Here is an 18692-nt window from a genome sequence, read left to right as displayed (position 1 = left end):
GTGCACAAAACGCCTCTGTATTCGACTGCATTTGTTGCAGCCGACGGGGATTTTTTGGCGTTTCAAACACCTTGGCGCAGCTCTTGCTAAAAGCACTAAAGCTGACCAAACAGACGATTTTTGCAGCGAACCAAAAGGCGCCACACCAGAGCGCCTGCGTAGAAGAAAAACCACAAAACCTTAACTCGGGAGCAACCGAATGAAACCTATGTTCAAAGGCCTGATGCTGGCAGGATCCCTGCTTGCGGGTGGTCAGGCCGTGGCCGGTGACTTGTTGCAGTGGCAGAACAACAGCCTGACGTACCTGTGGGGCAAGAGCTTTACCGTCAACCCGCAGATCCAGCAAACCGTCACCTTCGAACACGCCGACGCGTGGAAGTACGGCGACAACTTTGTGTTCGTCGACCGCATCTTCTACAACGGCAAGGAAGACGGCAACGTCGGCCCAAGCACCTACTACGGCGAGATCAGCCCACGGTTGTCATTCGGTAAAATCCTCGACAAAGACCTGTCCTTCGGCCCGATCAAGGATGTGCTGCTGGCCTTCACTTACGAGTTCGGCGAAGGCGATAACGAGTCGTACCTGCTCGGCCCGGCGTTCGACTTGAACATACCTGGTTTCGACTACTTCCAACTGAACTTCTATCAGCGCCAGACCGAAGGCAATCGCGCGGGTGATGGCGTTTGGCAAATCACTCCGGTGTGGGCCTACACCATTCCCGTCGGCAGCTCCGACATCCTGATCGACGGCTTCATGGATTGGGTGGTGGATAACGACAAAAACGCCCGTGGCACTTACCACGCCAACCTGCACTTCAACCCGCAGGTTAAATACGACCTGGGTAAAGCGCTGCATTGGGGCGATAAGCAGTTGTATGTGGGTTTTGAGTACGACTACTGGAAGAACAAGTACGGGATCGAAGATTCGGGTGCATTCAAGACCACCCAGGACACGGCGAGCTTCCTGGTCAAGTATCACTTCTAAAAGCCAATGCAATACAAATGTGGGAGGGGGCTTGCTCCCGATAGCGAAGTGTCAGTCACTCTATTTGTTGACTGACACACTGCTATCGGGAGCAAGCCCCCTCCCACATTCAGATAGGCGGCAGGCCCAGGAACCGCATGATCTCCTCACGCTTGGCCAGCGCATCTTTTCTGCCCAACTCAATCAACTCGCTGCAATACCCCGCCTCGAACAGCAAGTAACTCAGCACCCCCGCCCCGCTCGTCTTGGTCGCCCCCGGCCCACGCAAGAACAACCGCAACGCCGCCGGCAATTCCTGCCGATGCCTTGCCGCGATTTCATCGATCGGCTGGCTTGGCGCAATCACCAGCACTTCCACCGGTGCCAGGCCTCGGGCCGCGCTGTCGGCTGGCTGGTGATGGCTGAACTGGTTCAGACGCTCCAGCAATTCGATATCACTTTCCAGGCTGTCGATGAACGTGCTGTTGAGCATGTGCCCACCGATCTGGGCCAGGGTCGGTTCCTGACCGGTGTAGGTGCGCTGCACCGACGGCTCATTGCCCCGCGGGTTGCCGCTGACGCCCACCACCAGCACGCGGGTCGCCCCCAGGTGCAGCGCCGGGCTGATCGGGGCTGATTGGCGCACCGCACCGTCACCGAAATATTCCTGGTCGAGTTTCACCGGGGCAAACAGCAAAGGGATCGCTGAACTGGCCAGCAGGTGCTCAACCGTCAGTTGCGTCGGGACGCCGATACGCCGATGGCGCAACCACGCATCAATGGTGCCGCCACCTTGATAGAAGGTCACCGCCTGCCCGGATTCATAGCCGAACGCGGTGACCGCCACCGCGTGCAAATGCTTGTTTCGGATGGCTTCGTCGATGCCGCCCAGGTTCAGGCGCTCTTGCAACAAGTCCCGCAGCGGAGAGCTATTAAGCAACGCTACCGGCACTTGCGCGCCCAGGCCCAACAGGCTGTGGATGAGGAAACGACTCGCCTGGCGAATAACCCCCGGCCAATCACTGCGCAACACCAGATGGCTGCGAAAGCCCTGCCAGAAGGCAGTAAGACGCTGGATCGCTGCCGTGAAATCCATCGCGCCACTGGCCAGTGTCACCGCATTGATCGCCCCGGCCGAGGTGCCGACGATCACCGGAAACGGGTTGGGCGCCCCTGGTGGCAACAGCTCGGCAATCGCCGCCAAAACACCCACCTGATACGCCGCTCGCGCCCCGCCGCCGGAAAGAATCAAGCCTGTTACCGGTTCAGCTGGGCGCATCGCATCACTCCGTGTGGGGAAAATCCTGCCTTATCGGCGGCTTTTTTCGTACAGCTTGGGTTCGCCCGGTGGCCGGCTCTTGAAGCGGCGGTGGGTCCACAGGTATTGCTCGGGGCATTCGCGTACAGAGGTTTCGACCCACTGGTTGATGCGCAGGCAGTCCACCTCATCGCTTTCGCCGGGAAAGTCGGTCAACGGCGGATGGATCACCAGGCGGTAACCACTGCCGTCGGCCAGGCGCTCCTGGGTGAACGGCACCACCAGCGCCTTGCCCAAGCGGGCGAACTTGCTGGTGGCGGTGACGGTGGCGGCCTGGATGCCGAACAGCGGTACGAAAATACTTTGCTTGGCGCCATAGTCCTGGTCAGGTGCGTACCAGATGGCGCGGCCGGCGCGCAGCAGCTTAAGCATGCCGCGCACGTCTTCGCGCTCGATGGCCAGGGAATCAAGATTGTGGCGCTCGCGGCCACGGCGCTGGATAAAGTCGAACAACGGATTGCCGTGCTCGCGGTACATCCCATCAATGGTGTGCTTTTGGCCCAACAGCGCCGCGCCGATTTCCAGGGTGGTGAAATGCAGGGCCATGAGGATCACGCCCTTGCCATCGAGTTGGGCCTGCTTGAGATGCTCCAGGCCTTCGACATGGGCCAGACGCGACAGGCGCTGGCGCGACCACCACCAACTCATGGCCATTTCAAAGAAGGCGATGCCTGTGGAGGCAAAGTTTTCCTTGAGCAACTGCTTACGCTCTTTAGCGGTTTTTTCCGGGAAGCACAGTTCCAGGTTACGCGCGGCGATGCGGCGACGCTCGCTGGCCACACGGTACATACCCGCGCCCAGTAACCGACCAATGGCCAGCAGCGCGCGGTATGGCAATTGGGTGACCAGCCACAGCAGGCCGAGCCCAAGCCATAGCAGCCAGAAACGCGGGTGAAAAAATGCAGCTCGAAAACGCGGGCGATCCATTACAGATTCCGGTAAAGACAGGGCCGCGCATTCTACAACGGTTCGACCCGGCTTGCGGCCAGTGGATGTTCTCGTTATAAGTCTCGACACTTTTCGTGACAAGCCGCTTTATGCCGACCATGAGCCAAACCGAACCGCTAGACCAAGATCCCGTGTTCCAGCTGAAAGGCAGCATGCTCGCCATCACCGTGCTGGAACTCGCCCGTAACGACCTCGACGCCCTGGACCGCCAGCTCGCCGCCAAGGTCGCCCTGGCGCCAAACTTCTTCAACAACGCCCCGCTGGTGCTGGCCCTGGACAAACTACCGGCCGGCCAGGGCGCTGTCGATCTGCCTGGCCTGATGCGCGTGTGCCGCTCCCATGGCCTGCGCACTCTGGCCATTCGTGCCAGCCGTATCGAAGACATTGCCGCGGCCATCGCCATTGAACTGCCAGTACTGCCACCGTCCGGCGCACGCGAGCGTCCGCTCGAACCATTGGTCGGTGAAGAGAAGAAAAAACCGGAAAAACCACCGGAGCCGACGATAAAGCCTACAAAGATCATCACCTCTCCCGTACGCGGTGGGCAGCAAATTTACGCCCAAGGCGGCGACCTGGTTGTCATCTCCTCGGTCAGTCCCGGCGCGGAACTTCTCGCCGATGGCAACATCCATGTATACGGCCCGATGCGCGGACGTGCCCTCGCCGGCATCAAGGGTGATACCAAGGCCCGTATTTTTTGCCAGCAGTTGACCGCTGAGCTAGTGTCCATCGCAGGCCAGTACAAGGTTTCCGAAGATTTGCGCCGTGATCCGCTGTGGGGGGCCGGGGTGCAGGTCAGCCTGTCGGGCGATGTGTTGAACATCATCCGTCTTTAACGGATACTGCCGCATTTTCCAAGCATCTCTAGACTCTGATAGCACAGCGAAACCGGCAATACTTGTGTAGGAACATCTGAAGGTTGGCGTTTTTCCTACGCCAACCCGTCTTTTTCCTACAAAGACCGTCCGCCTGCAGCGAGTTCCAAGAGATGTTTTTCAGGGACTGAAAAGTCCTTTTTCCTTAGGGGTGAAACACCTTGGCCAAGATTCTCGTGGTTACATCCGGCAAGGGTGGTGTGGGTAAGACCACCACCAGCGCCGCTATCGGTACCGGCCTCGCTCTGCGCGGCCACAAGACAGTCATCGTCGACTTCGACGTCGGTTTGCGTAACCTCGACCTGATCATGGGCTGCGAACGCCGTGTGGTGTACGACTTCGTCAACGTGGTGAACGGCGAAGCCAACCTGCAACAGGCCCTGATCAAGGACAAGCGCCTTGAGAACCTGTACGTACTGGCCGCCAGCCAGACCCGTGACAAAGATGCGTTGACCAAAGAAGGCGTAGGCAAAGTCCTCGCTGAACTGAAGGAAACCTTCGAATACGTCGTCTGCGACTCCCCGGCCGGCATCGAAACCGGTGCTCATTTGGCTATGTACTTCGCCGATGAAGCCATCGTGGTAACCAACCCGGAAGTGTCCTCCGTACGTGACTCGGACCGCATGCTCGGCCTGCTGGCCAGCAAGTCCCAGCGCGCAGAGAAAGGTGAAGACCCGATCAAGGAGCACCTGCTGCTCACCCGCTATAACCCTGAGCGCGTCAGCAACGGCGAAATGCTCGGTGTCGAGGACGTCAAGGACATCCTCGCGGTGACCCTGCTGGGCGTGATCCCGGAATCCCAGGCCGTCCTGAAGGCTTCCAACCAGGGTGTCCCGGTTATTCTTGATGACCAGAGCGACGCCGGCCAGGCGTACAGCGATGCGGTTGATCGCTTGCTGGGCAAGACCGTGGAACATCGCTTCCTCGATGTTAAGAAGAAGGGATTCTTCGAGCGTATCTTTGGAGGCAACTAAACAATGAAATTTCTCGACTTCTTTCGCGCCAACAAAAAGCCAAGCACCGCGTCGGTCGCGAAAGAGCGTCTACAGATCATCGTGGCGCACGAACGCGGCCAACGCAGCACCCCGGACTACCTGCCAGCCTTGCAGAAGGAACTGGTCGAGGTGATCCGCAAGTACGTCAACATCGGCAACGATGACGTGCATGTCGCTCTGGAAAATGACGGCAGCTGCTCGATTCTGGAACTCAATATCACCCTGCCTGATCGTTGATCGAACAGGCGGCCGCCACGGCGGCTCGCACACCTTGATCCCATAGCGGGAACCGGGTGGGCGAGCCGCCGTTGGCGTTTGTTACGAGGCTGTTTAATGCCGCTGTCCAATATCCATATCCTGCATCAGGACGACGCTGTCCTGGTGGTGAACAAGCCGACCCTGCTGCTCTCGGTGCCTGGCCGCGCCGACGACAACAAGGACTGCCTGATCACCCGCCTGCAGGAAAACGGCTACCCCGAAGCCCGCATCGTCCATCGTCTGGACTGGGAAACCTCGGGGATCATCCTGCTCGCCCGGGATGCCGATACCCATCGCGAACTGTCCCGCCAGTTTCACGACCGTGAAACCGAGAAGGCCTACACCGCATTGGCCTGGGGCCAGCCGGAACTCGACAGCGGCAGCATTGATCTGCCCTTGCGCTACGACCCGCCGACCAAACCACGGCATGTGGTGGATCACGAGTTCGGCAAACACGCGATGACCTTCTGGAAGGTGCTGGAACGTTGCGGCGACTGGTGCCGTGTGGAGCTGACGCCGATCACCGGGCGCTCACACCAGTTGCGCGTGCACATGCTGTCGATCGGTCATCCGTTGCTCGGCGACGGCCTGTATGCCCATGAGCAAGCCCTGGCTGCGTGGCCGCGCCTGTGCTTGCACGCAAGCATGCTGAGCTTTACTCATCCGCAGAGTGGCGAGCGTTTGCGCTTCGAGTGCCCAGCGCCCTTCTAAAGCTGTGAACACAGAACAAATGTGGGAGGGGGCTTGCCCCCGATGGCGGAGAATCAGTCACTGTATTGTTGACTGACCCACTGCAGTCGGGGGCAAGCCCCCTCCCACATTTGTACTGTGCACTTCCCGTCACCGAACGGTAAACTCCGCGCATTGCTGTCTGGAGCTATTTATGCGCGAAGCGTTGAATCAAGGCCTGATCGACTTCCTCAAGGCCTCCCCTACTCCTTTTCATGCCACTGCCGCCCTGGCCCAGCGCCTGGAAGCGGCCGGTTACCAGCGTCTCGACGAGCGCGAAACCTGGGCCACCGAAGCCAACGGTCGCTACTACGTGACCCGCAACGACTCCTCGATCATCGCCTTCAAGCTCGGCCGTCACTCGCCGCTGCAGGGCGGGATTCGCCTGGTGGGCGCCCATACCGACAGCCCGTGCCTGCGGGTCAAGCCCCAGCCCGAGCTGCAACGCCAGGGCTTCTGGCAGTTGGGCGTGGAAGTCTACGGCGGCGCCTTGCTGGCGCCGTGGTTTGACCGCGACTTGTCCCTGGCAGGCCGCGTGACGTTCCGCCGCGACGGCAAAGTCGAAAGCCAACTGATCGACTTCAAGCTGCCCATCGCGATCATCCCGAACCTGGCCATTCACCTGAACCGCGAAGCCAACCAGGGCTGGGCAATCAACGCCCAGACCGAACTGCCGCCGATCCTCGCGCAGTTTGCCGGTGACGAGCGCGTGGACTTCCGAGCCGTGCTCACCGAGCAACTGGCGCGCGAGCACGGGTTGAACGCTGATGTGGTGCTCGATTACGAGCTGAGCTTCTACGACACCCAGAGTGCAGCTGTAATTGGCCTCAATGGCGACTTCATCGCCGGCGCGCGCCTCGACAACCTATTGTCGTGCTACGCCGGCCTGCAAGCCCTGCTCACCAGCGAGACCGACGAAACCTGCGTACTGGTGTGCAACGACCACGAAGAAGTCGGTTCCTGCTCGGCCTGCGGTGCCGATGGCCCAATGCTGGAACAGACCCTGCGACGCCTGTTACCGGAAGGTGATGAATTCGTACGTACCATTCAGAAATCCCTGTTGGTATCGGCGGACAATGCCCACGGTGTGCACCCGAACTACGCCGACAAGCACGACGCCAACCACGGCCCCAAGCTCAATGCCGGCCCGGTAATCAAGGTCAACAGCAACCAGCGCTACGCGACCAACAGCGAAACCGCCGGGTTCTTCCGCCACCTGTGCATGGCCGAAGAAGTGCCGGTACAGAGCTTTGTGGTGCGCAGCGACATGGGCTGCGGCTCGACCATCGGCCCGATCACCGCCAGCCACCTGGGCGTGCGTACCGTGGACATCGGCCTGCCGACGTTTGCCATGCACTCCATTCGTGAACTGTGCGGCAGCCATGACCTGGCGCATCTGGTGAAGGTACTGGGTGCGTTCTACGCCAGTCGCGACCTGCCTTGATCCAAAGGCTGAATACAGCCAGAAATGTGGGAGGGGGCTTGCCCCCGATGCGGTGGGTCAGCTAAAAACAAGCTGACTGACAGACCGCTATCGAGGGCAAGCCCCTCCCACATTTGGTTTACGTACCTGATCTATATCATCTGCACTTCCCGCAATCCGACCTAGACTTGTCAGTATTCCCACTCCGACAAGGCCGTCGCACCATGATCTCCATGTCCTCCTTCCACGCCATGCTTATCCCTATTCTGATCGGCATGATCATGCTCGCGGTCGGCTTCAACTTTCGCGACAAGCCCCTCGGCGTGTTCGGCATGTGGATCGGTATGCTGCTGATCCTGGGCACCGTGGTGTACAAGATCCTCGCCAAACTGGCCGAATGACGCGTGCACTCGTACACTCGCTCAACCCGTCGTTTCCAAGGTTGACCGCCTCGTGCTTTCCCGTCTGTTTGCCCTGCCCTGCTACCTACTGATCGCCCTGTTCACCTTGCTGCCGCTTACTTCTGCCCAAGCAGTCGGTTTGCCCGGCCTGCTCGGCAGCACTAACAAGTCCCAGCCCCAGGCAGAAGTGCCCCTCGGCCAATCGCTGGACGAGGTGATCAAGACCCTGGAAAACGACCAGCAGCGCACCCAACTGCTGAGCGATCTGAAAAAACTCCGCGCCGCCACACAAAAAGCCCAGCCGGCCGCCGAACAGGGCGTGCTTGGGCTGATCGGCAGCACGCTGTCGACCCTGGAGCAACAGTTCTCCGGCAATGACAGCCCGCTGGGGCGTTGGTCCGATGAGATCGACCAGGCCAAGGACGAACTCGACGCCTTGATGCTGCCGGCCAACGAATGGCTGCCAATCATTTTTGGCTTTGCGCTTATTCTCGCGGTGTGGAGCCTGCTGGCCTACGTGCTGATATGGCTCAGCCACCGCGTCCGCGAACGGTTCGGCCTGCCTGAAGAACTGCCGCAACACCCGCGCACCTGGGACATGGTGCGCTTTGCCCTGCGCAAACTGGGGCCGTGGCTGATCGCGCTGGTGATCACCGTGTACATGAGCTACGCACTGCCCTCTTCCCTGGGTAAATCCCTGGCGATGGTGTTGGCTTACGCGCTGGTGGTCGGTACCTGTTTCTCAGCCATCTGCGTGATCGCGTTCTCTTTGCTCGACGGCCCGCACCGCCATCGTGCGCTGTATATCCTGCGGCACCAGGCCTTTCGTCCGCTGTGGTGGATCGGCAGCTTTGCCGCTTTTGGTGAAGCCCTGAGCGACCCACGCCTGGTAACCGCGCTCGGCCAACACCTGTCTCACACCGCCGCAACCGTCGCCAATGTGATGGCGGCGTTGTCCACCGGCGTGTTTATCCTGCGGTTTCGCCGCCCGATCGCCCACCTGATACGCAACCAACCGCTGTCGCGCCGCCTCACCCGTCGCGCCCTCAGCGACACCCTCTCGATCATCGGTTCGTTCTGGTACCTCCCGGCCTTGCTGTTGGTGGGCATTTCGCTGTTTGCCACGTTCGTCTCTGCCGGCGACACCAGCACCGCCCTGCGCCAATCGCTGCTGTGCACGGTGTTGTTGGTGTTGTGCATGGTCATCAACGGTCTGGTACGCCGCCATGCTCTCAAGCCGCAACGCGGGCACAAGCGCCATGCGCTGTACTCCGAGCGCCTGAAAAGCTTCATCTACACCCTGGCCCACCTGGCGGTATGGCTGGTGTTTATCGAGCTGGGCCTGCGAGTCTGGGGCCTGTCGCTGATTGGCTTTGCCGAAGGCGAGGGGCATGAAATCGCGGTCAAACTGTTCGGCCTGGCCGGTACGCTGCTGTTCGCCTGGCTGATCTGGATCCTCAGCGACACGGCGATCCACCACGCCCTCACCCGCTCGCGCAAAGGCCTGGCCAATGCGCGGGCGCAGACCATGATGCCGTTGATCCGCAACGTGCTGTTCGTGACGATCTTCATCATTGCCGCCATCGTCGCCCTGGCGAATATGGGCATGAACGTCACGCCGCTGCTGGCGGGTGCCGGTGTGATCGGCCTGGCCATCGGTTTTGGTGCGCAGTCGCTGGTGGCGGACTTGATCACCGGCCTGTTCATCATCATCGAAGATTCCCTGGCGATTGATGACTACGTGGATGTAGGCGGCCACCTCGGCACCGTCGAGGGCCTGACCATCCGCACCGTGCGCCTGCGCGACATCGACGGGATTGTGCACACCATTCCGTTCAGCGAGATCAAGAGCATCAAGAACTACTCGCGAGAGTTCGGCTACGCGATCTTCCGAGTGGCAATTCCGTACAACATGGACATTGATAACGCGATCAAGCTGATCCGTGATGTCGGCCAGAAAATGCGCAATGACCCGCTGCAGCGCCGCAATATCTGGTCCCCGCTGGAGATCCAGGGGGTGGAAAGCTTTGAGTCAGGCAGCGCGATCCTGCGCGCCCGGTTCAAGACGGCGCCGATCAAGCAATGGGAAGTGTCACGGGCGTTCAACCTGTCGCTGAAACGACATCTGGACGAGGCCGGGTTGGATCTGGCAACACCTCGATTGAGTGTGCAGGTGGTGACGGGAGCTTCGGGTGGGTTGGAGAAAGAGAAGGACGCTTGAAGTCGTCGCGCCCACCTTTGCCGAGCGGCTTGTTGTGGTGAGCGGGCTTGCCGCGCGCTGGAGCGCGAAGCGGTCCTGAACGGGTGGAATGCGGTGTATCTGATACAACTCAGTGGCTGGAGTGGGGCTGCTTTGCAGCCCAGCGCGGGGCAAGCCCGCTCACCGCACCAGGCCCGCTTGCCACAATACGCGCGCTCACCCCATAGAGCCTGATTACCAGACACAAACCGCCATGTTTAAACGAGCGCTGCTCCATCCATCTTCTGGCGCAAGCTCAACGGGCGCATATCAGTCCAGGTTTCTTCGATGTAGGCCAGGCACTCTTTCTTCATGCCGCTCTTGCCCACGGTGCGCCAGCCTTCCGGCACGACCTTGTAGTCGGGCCAGATGGAATACTGTTCTTCATGGTTGACCACTACCTGAAACAGGATGTCGTCGCGGTCAAATACTGAGGTCATTGCTGTTCTCCATCGCAAAAAGCTGGCTGCGCACCACGCGCAGCACTGATATCTGTAGAAACGTACCAAGCCATCGAAAAATTAGAGGCTGTCCACGGCGGCGGCCAGGGCACGCCCGAAGATCTCGGCCACACGGTCGACTTCAGCGGCGGTGATCACCAGCGGCGGCAGGAAGCGCACCACGCTGCCATGGCGACCACCCAGTTCCAGGATCAGCCCGCGCTTGAGGCACTCGCGCTGTACCAGCGGCGCCAATTGGCGGTGCACCGGAGGGTGGCCCTGGGTATCGAGGGTGCCGTCCGGGTCGACCAGTTCCACACCGAGCATCAGCCCGCGACCTCGAATATCCCCCAACTGCGGGAAGTCGCGTTGCAGGATGCGCAAGTGTTCGCCGAGGCGCTCGCCCATAACTGTCGCGTGACCGGGCAGGTCGTGTTCCTTGAGGTAGCGCATCACCGCCGAACCCGCCGCCATAGCCATTTGATTGCCACGGAACGTGCCGGCATGGGCGCCCGGCAGCCAGGTGTCGAGCCAGTCGCGGTACACCACCACCGCCAACGGCAAGCTGCCGCCGATGGCCTTGGACATCACCACCACATCCGGAATGATGCCCGCGTGTTCGAAGGCGAACATCTTGCCGGTGCGGCCAAAACCGCTCTGGATTTCGTCGACAATCAACGCCACACCCGCCTGTTCGGTGATGCGTCGCAGACCGCGCAGCCAGTCGAGGTCGGCCGGGATTACGCCGCCTTCACCCTGCACCACTTCAACAATCACCGCTGCCGGCAGCAACACGCCAGCTTCCGGGTCGTTAAGCAGGTTTTCCAGGTAGTGCAGGTTGACCCGCACACCTTCCGCACCGCCCAGACCAAACGGGCAGCGGTAATCGTAGGGATACGGCAGGAACTGCACGCCATTGCCAAGCAACGCCCCCAAGGGCTTCTTCGGCCCCAGGCTGCCCATCAGGCTCAAAGCGCCTTGGCTCATGCCGTGATAACCGCCCTGGAACGACAGCACGGTGCTGCGCCCGGTGGCGGTACGGACCAGTTTCAGCGCGGCTTCCACCGCATCGGTGCCAGTGGGCCCGCAAAACTGGATCTTGGCTTCCCGCGCCAACTCAGCCGGCAACAGGCCGAACAAGTCCTGCACGAATTGATCCTTGACCGGCGTAGTCAGGTCGAGGGTGTGCAACGGCAGCTCATCACGCAGCACTTGCTGGATAGCGTCGATCACCACCGGGTGGTTATGCCCCAGCGCCAGGGTGCCGGCCCCGGCCAGGCAGTCGATGAACTGGCGGCCTTCCACGTCTTCCACGTAGATGCCCTTGGCGCGTTTGAGCGCCAAAGGGATACGCCGCGGATAACTGCGCGCATTGGATTCCTGCTGGCGCTGACGGGCCAGCAGCGGTGTTTCGTCGAACTGGTAGAGCGTTTCCACAGGCGCCGGGCTGACATGCACTGGGGCGCTTTCGATACGGCTGGTAGCGACAGACATCTCTCTATCCCTCAATACGCTGATGATGGTGACCAAACTGCCAATCCGTTGGCGTCTGGCCCAAGGGCATGCGCACGGATTTCCTGTTCTGGAAACGCATCAGCGGCTGAGGGATTTAGGGCTGGTGATCGTTAACTGATGCCGTTGAACGGTGCTTTGCGTCAAAGTCCTCGGTATTTCTCATTCAAGGCATACAGGATCGCGCACGTCTCGGCATCCAATACGCCACGATAATCCCTCGGCCGAAAGTGCATCTGAAACGCCCGCGTGCGCAGCTCAAACGCCTGTCGATTCTGCGCCGGTCTATACCCATACCGCTGAAACGCACGCTCCACTTCCACTTCCGGCGGCAGCCCTACACAAAATCGGCGTTGATACATCGCCCGCGCCGCCTCATCGAACCAGGCACCTACACCGGCGTCGTACAAGCACCGCCAAGGCAGTCGAGGCCCTGGATCACTCTTGCGCCAATAGGCCACGTCCGAATGCCCGAGAATGTCGGTCGGGCCGATCTGCGGGTAGCGTCCGAGGATGTCGCGCACCAATGCACTCAATACTTCAATCTGTTCGTGGGCGTACTCAGGAAAAGTAAACACACCCGCATCGTCCCGTGCCAGGTTGACGATCTCGATGCCAATGGAGCGGCTATTGAGGTTGTCCCGCCCTGCCCATTGGCTCGCACCGGCATGCCACGCAGACTTGGTTTCATCCACCAGGCGAAACGCGCGCAGTTCGTCATACCCGGCAGCGCGGTAACCAGGCTCATCCGGGTCTGGCAAAAGATAGTGAGCGCTGACCCCCTCCTGCGTCAGCGTCTGCAAGGAGGATGTGAAGGGAGCTGCGGTGTAATGCAGGATCAACTGCCGCACGGTTTCACCGTTGCGTTCATTGAAGCCTTTGGCAGGAAAAGTGGTATCGATGACTAACATAAGAACTGTCCTTTTCAGTACAGGCCGAGTCCTTCGGCCCGTTCAAGTGCAAAAAAATTACCGCCATCCTGAAGCGCTGAACTTCAAGAGGGCGGTAACTATTTGGCAGATGAAAAAAGATCAGCGCCGCAACGGCATACCCAGCTCGACGCGCAGGCCATCCGCCTGGCTGTCGAACGTCAACGAGCAGGAACAGCGCTGCACAATCGCTTGCACGATTGCCAAGCCCAGGCCGCAGCCTTCGCTGTTGCCATTACGCCAGAAGCGTTGGGTCAAGTACTGCAGGTCTTCGCTGGAAATCTGCTTGCCGTGGTCACGCACGCTAAACACCACGTTGCCTGCCTGGGTGAACAGACTGAGTTCCACGCGAGTGTCCGCCGGGGTGTGGCGCAAGGCGTTGTCCAGCAGGTTGCGCAGGGCCGCAACCGCCAGGCCAACGGGCATTTCCACTGGAGCGTTGGAAAGGTTGTCCGGCAGGATCAGGTCGATGCGTGAGTTATCGCCAGCATTGGCATCCTGGATCGCCAGCCGTGCGACGTCTTCGGCACTGGACTGCACGCCATCGTCAAACGACAGGCTGCCTTCCACTCGCGCCAGCAACAGCAATTGTTCCAGGGTGCGATGCAGGCGATCGGCGCCCTCCTCGGCGTGGGCCAGGGACTGGTCGCGGGCCGCGCCTTCGGTCATGCGCGCCACTTGCAGGTGGGTCTTGATCGCCGTCAGCGGGCTGCGCAGTTCGTGGGCCGCGTCGCCAGTGAGGCGACGTTCGCGCTCAATGGTCTTGGCGATACGCTGCAACAGTTGGTTCTGGGTGTCGAGCAGCGGTTTGAGTTCGCTGGGCAGCGGGTGGATCTGAAGGGGTTCGAGAGAGTCCGCACTGCGCCGCATCAGCGCATCGCGCATACGGTTGAGCGGCAGCAGGCTCTGGCCAATGCCCAACCACAGCAGGCACAGGCAACCGAGCATGGCCACGCCCACTGGCACCGATGCAGCCAACAGGATGGACATATTCAACGCCTCGCGCTCCACCTGGCGGTCGGCGGTGGTGATCAGCAGATCGCCACGGGACAGGGTAAAGCTGCGCCAGCCCACGCCGTCGATCTCTTGGTCGCGAAAACCGCTGCGTTGGGACTCCAGGCCCTGATCCGGCGTGGTGTGGCTGCGCGCGAGGATTTCCCCGCGCAAGGAGCTGACCTGGCAGGCCATGCCGCCCGGCACATGCAGTTGCTCGGCACTGAAATGCGCGCCGCCGCTGACACTGGCCAGGCCCGGCATCTGCTCGGTCAGCCCCGCCACCATGCGCGCCGACGCTACCAGGCGCTGGTCGAGAGAGAACATCATCTGGTTGCGCAGGTCGTTGAGCATCCAGGCCGCTGCCAGGGCCCAGATCAACACGAATGCGGCGCCGAGCTTGAACGTCAGGCGCAGGCGCAGGCTCTTCACGAAACGTTCTCTCCATCATCCGCCGGGCCCAGGCGATAGCCCAGACCACGCACGGTCTCGACAATGCCATTGCCCAATTTGCGCCGCAGGTGGTGGATATGCACGTTGAGTGCGTTGCTTTCCAGCTCATCGTTAAAGCCATAGACGCTGTCCTTGAGCTGCTCGCTGGACAGCACACGGCCCTTGTTGTGCAGCAGGGCCTGCAACAGCGCCTGCTCACGCCGGGACAAATCCACCGGCTGGCCACCCAACAGGGTTTCGCGGCTGCTGGGGTCATAGGTCAACCGGCCGTGTTCGATCAAGTTGACGCTGCGCCCTGCCATCCGGCGCAGCAGGGTTTGCAGGCGGGCGGCTAATTCGCGCAAGTCGAAGGGTTTGAGCAGGTAGTCATCGGCGCCGGCTTGCAGGCCGTCGACGCGGTTGGTCACCGAGTCCCGCGCGGTGAGGATCAGCACCGGAATCTCCAGGCCCTGGCTGCGCAGTTGCTGCAACAGCTTGAGGCCGTCTTCGTCGGGCAGGCCGAGGTCGAGCACCATGATGTCGAAAGTCGCCGCTTTGAGCATCGCCCGAGCAGCCGCAGCCGTAGCCACGCGCTCGACGGTAAAACCCTGGGCGGTGAGGCCGGCCACGATGCCGCTGGCGATCAGTTCGTCGTCTTCACAGACCAGTACGTGCATGGTGAACCCTTCATAAAAGATGGGGTGATTAAAGGTGCAGCGGATTAAGCGCAGATTATGCCGTGAAAAGAGGCAAGCTCAGATAATCCCTACACTTTAGAATAGCGCCGGTTAATCATCGGTTAATCAACGCCACACATTGTGTGCCTCACTTGTATCGGACTAAGGCTTGACCATGCGGCATCTTTTTACCTTTCTGCTGGTGTTGTTCGCCGGGTTGGCCCAAGCCGCGCCGGGCAACCCGTTTGAGACAAAACCCGATTTCCTCCCGGTGGGCAAAGCTTTCACCTTTACCTCCGAACGTCTTGAAAGTGGCGAGACCCAGCTGTATTGGCAGATTGCCGACGGTTATTACCTGTACAAGCAGCGCATGAAGTTCGAGGGCCTGACCGCACAGCCGGCACTGCCGCAAGGTGAAGCCCATAGCGATGAGTTCTTCGGCGAGCAGGAAGTGTACCGCCAGGGCCTGGAAGTGAAGCTCCCTGCTGGCGCCACCGGCCAGATCAAGCTGGGCTGGCAGGGCTGCGCCGATGCTGGCCTGTGCTACCCACCGCAGTCGATCACCGTGGACCTGGGTGGCAATCCTGCCGTAGCGGCCACCGCTCAAGCCCAGGACCAGAGCCTGGCCAGCGGCCTGCAACAGCGCAGCCTGGGTTGGAGCCTGCTGGTGTTCTTCGGCCTGGGCCTGTTGTTGGCGTTTGCACCGTGTTCGTTGCCGATGCTGCCGATCCTCGCCGGCCTGGTGGTGGGCAGCGGCGCCAGCCCTCGCCGTGGTTTTGCCTTGGCCAGCAGCTACGTAGTGTGCATGGCGCTGGTGTATGCCGCGCTGGGCGTACTGGCTGCGTTGCTCGGCGCCAACCTCGCCGCCCTGCTGCAAACGCCGTGGATATTGGGCAGTTTCGCCGCTCTGTTTGTGCTGCTCGCCCTGCCGATGTTCGGCTTCTTTGAACTGCAACTGCCCGCCTTCCTGCGCGACCGACTGGACAACGTCAGCCGCCAGCAAAGCGGTGGCAGCCTGATCGGTGCCGGTGTGCTTGGCGCGCTGTCCGGCCTGCTGGTCGGCCCGTGCATGACCGCGCCCCTGGCTGGCGCCCTGCTGTATATCGCCCAAAGCGGCAACGCCCTGCACGGTGGCTTGATCCTGTTCGCCATGGGCATCGGCATCGGCATTCCGTTGTTGCTGCTGGTGACTGTCGGCAACCGCTTCCTGCCCAAGCCGGGCACTTGGATGAACGTGCTCAAGGGCATCTTCGGTTTCCTGTTCCTGGGCACCGCCGTACTAATGATTCGCCCGGTAGTTGGCGAAAGCCTGTGGGTAGGCCTGTGGGGTGCATTGGCCCTAGTGATGGCCTACTGCGGTTGGACCCTCGCCCGCGAGTACGGCCTGGCGGCCAAGGTATTCGGCGCCGGCTCCCTGGTGCTGGGCCTGTGGGGCGCGGTGCTGGTGGTGGGTGCGGCCGGTGGCAGCGACGACCTGTGGCAACCGCTGAAGGTGTACAGCGGCGCGAAGGTCGCCGGGGCGCCCTCCGCCCATGACGCCTTCATGACCATCAATGACCCCGCCGTGCTGCAAAACCAACTCGACAGCGCCAAGGCCCAGGGCCAATGGGTGCTGGTGGATTACTACGCCGACTGGTGCGTGTCGTGCAAGATCATGGAAAAACAGGTGTTCGGCAAACCCGCAGTTCTCGACGCACTGAAAGACGTGCGCCTGCTGCGCCTGGACGTCACCGCCGACAATGCCGCCAGCCGCGAACTGCTGGGCCGCTACAAGGTGCCGGGGCCACCGAGCTTTGTCTGGATCGGCCCCGACGGTGAAGAGCGCCGCGCACAACGCATCACCGGCGAAGTGAATGCCGATGCCTTCCTGCAACGCTGGACGCAAACCCGGGACGCCCTCTGATGCTGACCCTGACCATCGGCACCTTCGCCATCGCGCTGAATCACATCCTGCTGATCAGCGCGTTGATTCTCGCCACCCTGGTGGGCTGGCGCGTGGCCAAGCGTGGTGGTGAAAACCCGGAGTCAGTGCTGTTCAGCCTGTTTCTGCTGGGCATGCTCGCGGCCCGCGTCAGCTTTGTGCTGATGTACTGGAGTTACTACAGCAGCGACTGGCTGCAGATGGTCGACCTGCGCGACGGCGGCTTTCTCGCCTGGCCCGGCATCATCGCCCTGCTCATCGGCGCAGTGCTCTACGGCTGGCGGCGACCGGCGCTGCGTAAGCCGTTGAGCGCCGGGGTCATCACCGGCCTGCTGTTCTGGGGCATGACCAGCCTGTCCTTGAGCGTGTATGAAAAAGGCACACGCCTGCCAGACATCACCTTGCGCAACGCCAATGGCGAAGTGGTGCAACTGGCGGACTACCAGGGCGGACCGCTGGTCATCAACCTGTGGGCCACCTGGTGCCCGCCATGCCGCCGCGAAATGCCGGTGCTGGAAAGCGCCCAGCGCATGCGCCCTGACGTGACCTTCCTGTTCGTCAACCAGGCCGAAAGCATGCAAAGCGTCAGCACCTACCTGGCCACCCAAGGCCTGAACCTGGACAACGTGCTGTTTGACGCCAGCGGTCGCCTCGGCCAGGCCGTGGGCTCCATGGCCCTGCCGACCACCTTGTTCTACCAAGCTGATGGACGCCTCATCAACAGCCACTTGGGCGAGTTGTCCCAGGCCAGCCTGGCCCGTGCCATGGAACCCTTCGACACCGCCCCTGCTGCCACAAGGAAACCGACATGCGAAGCCTCCGCCACCTGTTGAGCCTCTTACCACTGACGCTGGCAGCCACCCTGGCCCACGCCGATGACTGGCCGGCACCGATCAAACAGATCGAAGCCAAGGGCGCCAAGATCATCGGCAAGTTCGACGCCCCCAGCGGCCTCACCGGCTATGCCGCGCAATACCAGAATCGCGGCATGGCGCTGTACCTGACCGCCGACGGCAAACACGTGATCGCCGGCAACCTGTACGACGCCCAGGGCGATGACCTGAGCACCGCGCCGCTGGAAAAACTGGTGTACGCGCCGATGGCCAAGGAAGTCTGGGCCAAGATGGAAAAAAGCAGCTGGATCCAGGACGGCGACAAAAACGCACCGCGTATCGTCTACCTCTTCAGCGACCCCAACTGCCCGTACTGCAACATGTTCTGGGAACAGGCCCGGCCGTGGGTCAAAGCCGGCAAGGTGCAGTTGCGCCACATCATGGTCGGCATCATCCGCGAAGACAGCGCCGCCAAATCGGCCGCCCTGTTCGCCGCCAAAGACCCGCAAAAAGCCCTGGAAGAACACGAAGCCGCCGGCAAGAGCAGCAAATTGCAGGCACTGCCGAAAATCCCGGCCGATATCGAAGCCAAGCTCGATGCCAATATGAAGTTGATGGATGAACTGGAACTGTCTGCCACCCCGGCGATTTTCTACCTGGATGACAAGGGTGGGCTGCAGCAACAGCAGGGTGCGCCGTCGCCGGATAAGTTGGTGAAGATCATGGGGCCTAAATGATCACTGCTAGATAACAACTTTTTGGAGAACAAGGTTAAACAGCTGGCCAATGTAGATGGACATTGGCC

The 18692-nt window shown here is 61.1% G+C and carries 18 protein-coding genes; 11 read left to right on the top strand and 7 right to left on the bottom strand.

The window, feature by feature from the left end; translation table 11 throughout:
* Positions 1 to 199 precede the first annotated feature (199 nt).
* Positions 200 to 985 carry an outer membrane protein OmpK gene (locus tag CKW32_RS16905; RefSeq protein ID WP_032887994.1) on the top strand — a complete coding sequence of 262 codons (786 nt, stop codon included), beginning with the start codon at positions 200 to 202 and terminating at the stop codon, positions 983 to 985.
* Positions 986 to 1094: 109 nt separating this feature from the next.
* Here the strand turns inward: CKW32_RS16905 and CKW32_RS16900 are convergent, their stop codons facing one another.
* Together CKW32_RS16900 and CKW32_RS16895 are read right to left on the bottom strand one after the other, a co-directional pair.
* On the bottom strand, positions 1095 to 2243 hold the full coding sequence (locus CKW32_RS16900) for a patatin-like phospholipase family protein (protein WP_032887992.1): 1149 nt from the start codon (positions 2241 to 2243) through the stop codon (positions 1095 to 1097).
* Positions 2244 to 2273: 30 nt separating this feature from the next.
* A complete protein-coding gene (locus CKW32_RS16895; RefSeq protein WP_032887990.1) occupies positions 2274 to 3209 on the bottom strand; it encodes a lipid A biosynthesis lauroyl acyltransferase in 936 nt (311 codons plus the stop codon).
* Positions 3210 to 3328: 119 nt separating this feature from the next.
* Between CKW32_RS16895 and minC the strand changes: the two genes are divergently transcribed.
* The 7 genes from minC to CKW32_RS16865 all read left to right on the top strand — a co-directional run bounded on the left by minC (position 3329) and on the right by CKW32_RS16865 (position 10132).
* On the top strand, positions 3329 to 4066 hold the full coding sequence (gene minC, locus CKW32_RS16890; protein WP_032888096.1) for a septum site-determining protein MinC: 738 nt from the start codon (positions 3329 to 3331) through the stop codon (positions 4064 to 4066).
* Positions 4067 to 4266: 200 nt separating this feature from the next.
* Complete coding sequence (gene minD, locus CKW32_RS16885) at positions 4267 to 5079, top strand: septum site-determining protein MinD (RefSeq protein ID WP_017737535.1); 813 nt, start codon at positions 4267 to 4269, stop codon at positions 5077 to 5079.
* Between the two features lie 3 nt (positions 5080 to 5082).
* Positions 5083 to 5337, top strand: coding sequence for a cell division topological specificity factor MinE (gene minE, locus CKW32_RS16880; protein ID WP_003175252.1), 255 nt, complete (start codon positions 5083 to 5085; stop codon positions 5335 to 5337).
* A 96-nt stretch (positions 5338 to 5433) separates the two neighbouring features.
* The gene (locus CKW32_RS16875; protein WP_032887988.1) at positions 5434 to 6069 is read left to right on the top strand and encodes an RluA family pseudouridine synthase; all 636 of its coding nucleotides are present in this window, start codon (positions 5434 to 5436) and stop codon (positions 6067 to 6069) included.
* 172 nt (positions 6070 to 6241) lie between these two features.
* Positions 6242 to 7531 (top strand): M18 family aminopeptidase, encoded by a 1290-nt coding sequence (locus CKW32_RS16870; protein ID WP_032887987.1) that lies wholly within the window; start codon positions 6242 to 6244, stop codon positions 7529 to 7531.
* 203 nt (positions 7532 to 7734) lie between these two features.
* Positions 7735 to 7911, top strand: coding sequence for a hypothetical protein (locus CKW32_RS28320; protein WP_010208820.1), 177 nt, complete (start codon positions 7735 to 7737; stop codon positions 7909 to 7911).
* A 52-nt stretch (positions 7912 to 7963) separates the two neighbouring features.
* Positions 7964 to 10132, top strand: a complete 2169-nt coding sequence (locus CKW32_RS16865) for a mechanosensitive ion channel family protein (protein WP_032887985.1) — start codon at positions 7964 to 7966, stop codon at positions 10130 to 10132.
* Positions 10133 to 10368: 236 nt separating this feature from the next.
* On the opposite strand, the gene CKW32_RS16860 is transcribed toward CKW32_RS16865, so the two are convergent.
* The 5 genes from CKW32_RS16860 to CKW32_RS16840 all read right to left on the bottom strand — a co-directional run bounded on the left by CKW32_RS16860 (position 10369) and on the right by CKW32_RS16840 (position 15133).
* Positions 10369 to 10590 carry an MbtH family protein gene (locus CKW32_RS16860; RefSeq protein ID WP_032887983.1) on the bottom strand — a complete coding sequence of 74 codons (222 nt, stop codon included), beginning with the start codon at positions 10588 to 10590 and terminating at the stop codon, positions 10369 to 10371.
* Between the two features lie 81 nt (positions 10591 to 10671).
* Positions 10672 to 12084 carry an aspartate aminotransferase family protein gene (locus tag CKW32_RS16855; RefSeq protein ID WP_095185455.1) on the bottom strand — a complete coding sequence of 471 codons (1413 nt, stop codon included), beginning with the start codon at positions 12082 to 12084 and terminating at the stop codon, positions 10672 to 10674.
* 161 nt (positions 12085 to 12245) lie between these two features.
* Positions 12246 to 13013 carry an N-acetylmuramoyl-L-alanine amidase gene (locus CKW32_RS16850; RefSeq protein ID WP_095185454.1) on the bottom strand — a complete coding sequence of 256 codons (768 nt, stop codon included), beginning with the start codon at positions 13011 to 13013 and terminating at the stop codon, positions 12246 to 12248.
* 120 nt (positions 13014 to 13133) lie between these two features.
* Complete coding sequence (locus tag CKW32_RS16845) at positions 13134 to 14456, bottom strand: ATP-binding protein (RefSeq protein WP_095185453.1); 1323 nt, start codon at positions 14454 to 14456, stop codon at positions 13134 to 13136.
* Complete coding sequence (locus CKW32_RS16840; RefSeq protein ID WP_032887975.1) at positions 14453 to 15133, bottom strand: response regulator; 681 nt, start codon at positions 15131 to 15133, stop codon at positions 14453 to 14455. Before CKW32_RS16840 ends, CKW32_RS16845 begins: the two co-directional genes overlap by 4 nt.
* A 175-nt stretch (positions 15134 to 15308) precedes the next feature.
* Here CKW32_RS16840 and dsbD point away from each other — a divergent pair, with 175 nt between their 5' ends.
* Genes dsbD through dsbG form a run of 3 tightly spaced genes read left to right on the top strand, consistent with a single transcriptional unit; the run spans position 15309 to position 18624 of the window.
* Positions 15309 to 17036 (top strand): protein-disulfide reductase DsbD, encoded by a 1728-nt coding sequence (dsbD, locus tag CKW32_RS16835; protein WP_095185452.1) that lies wholly within the window; start codon positions 15309 to 15311, stop codon positions 17034 to 17036.
* Positions 17036 to 17887 (top strand): TlpA disulfide reductase family protein, encoded by an 852-nt coding sequence (locus tag CKW32_RS16830; protein ID WP_095185451.1) that lies wholly within the window; start codon positions 17036 to 17038, stop codon positions 17885 to 17887. The genes dsbD and CKW32_RS16830 overlap by 1 nt, the downstream gene beginning before the upstream one ends.
* On the top strand, positions 17863 to 18624 hold the full coding sequence (dsbG, locus tag CKW32_RS16825; RefSeq protein ID WP_095185450.1) for a thiol:disulfide interchange protein DsbG: 762 nt from the start codon (positions 17863 to 17865) through the stop codon (positions 18622 to 18624). Before CKW32_RS16830 ends, dsbG begins: the two co-directional genes overlap by 25 nt.
* Positions 18625 to 18692 lie beyond the last annotated feature (68 nt).

Source organism: Pseudomonas sp. Irchel 3H9 (genome assembly GCF_900187495.1).
Lineage (GTDB): Bacteria > Pseudomonadota > Gammaproteobacteria > Pseudomonadales > Pseudomonadaceae > Aquipseudomonas > Aquipseudomonas sivasensis.
The sequence above is the reverse complement of the archived record's forward strand: the minus strand, read 5'-3'. Positions and strand labels throughout refer to the sequence as shown.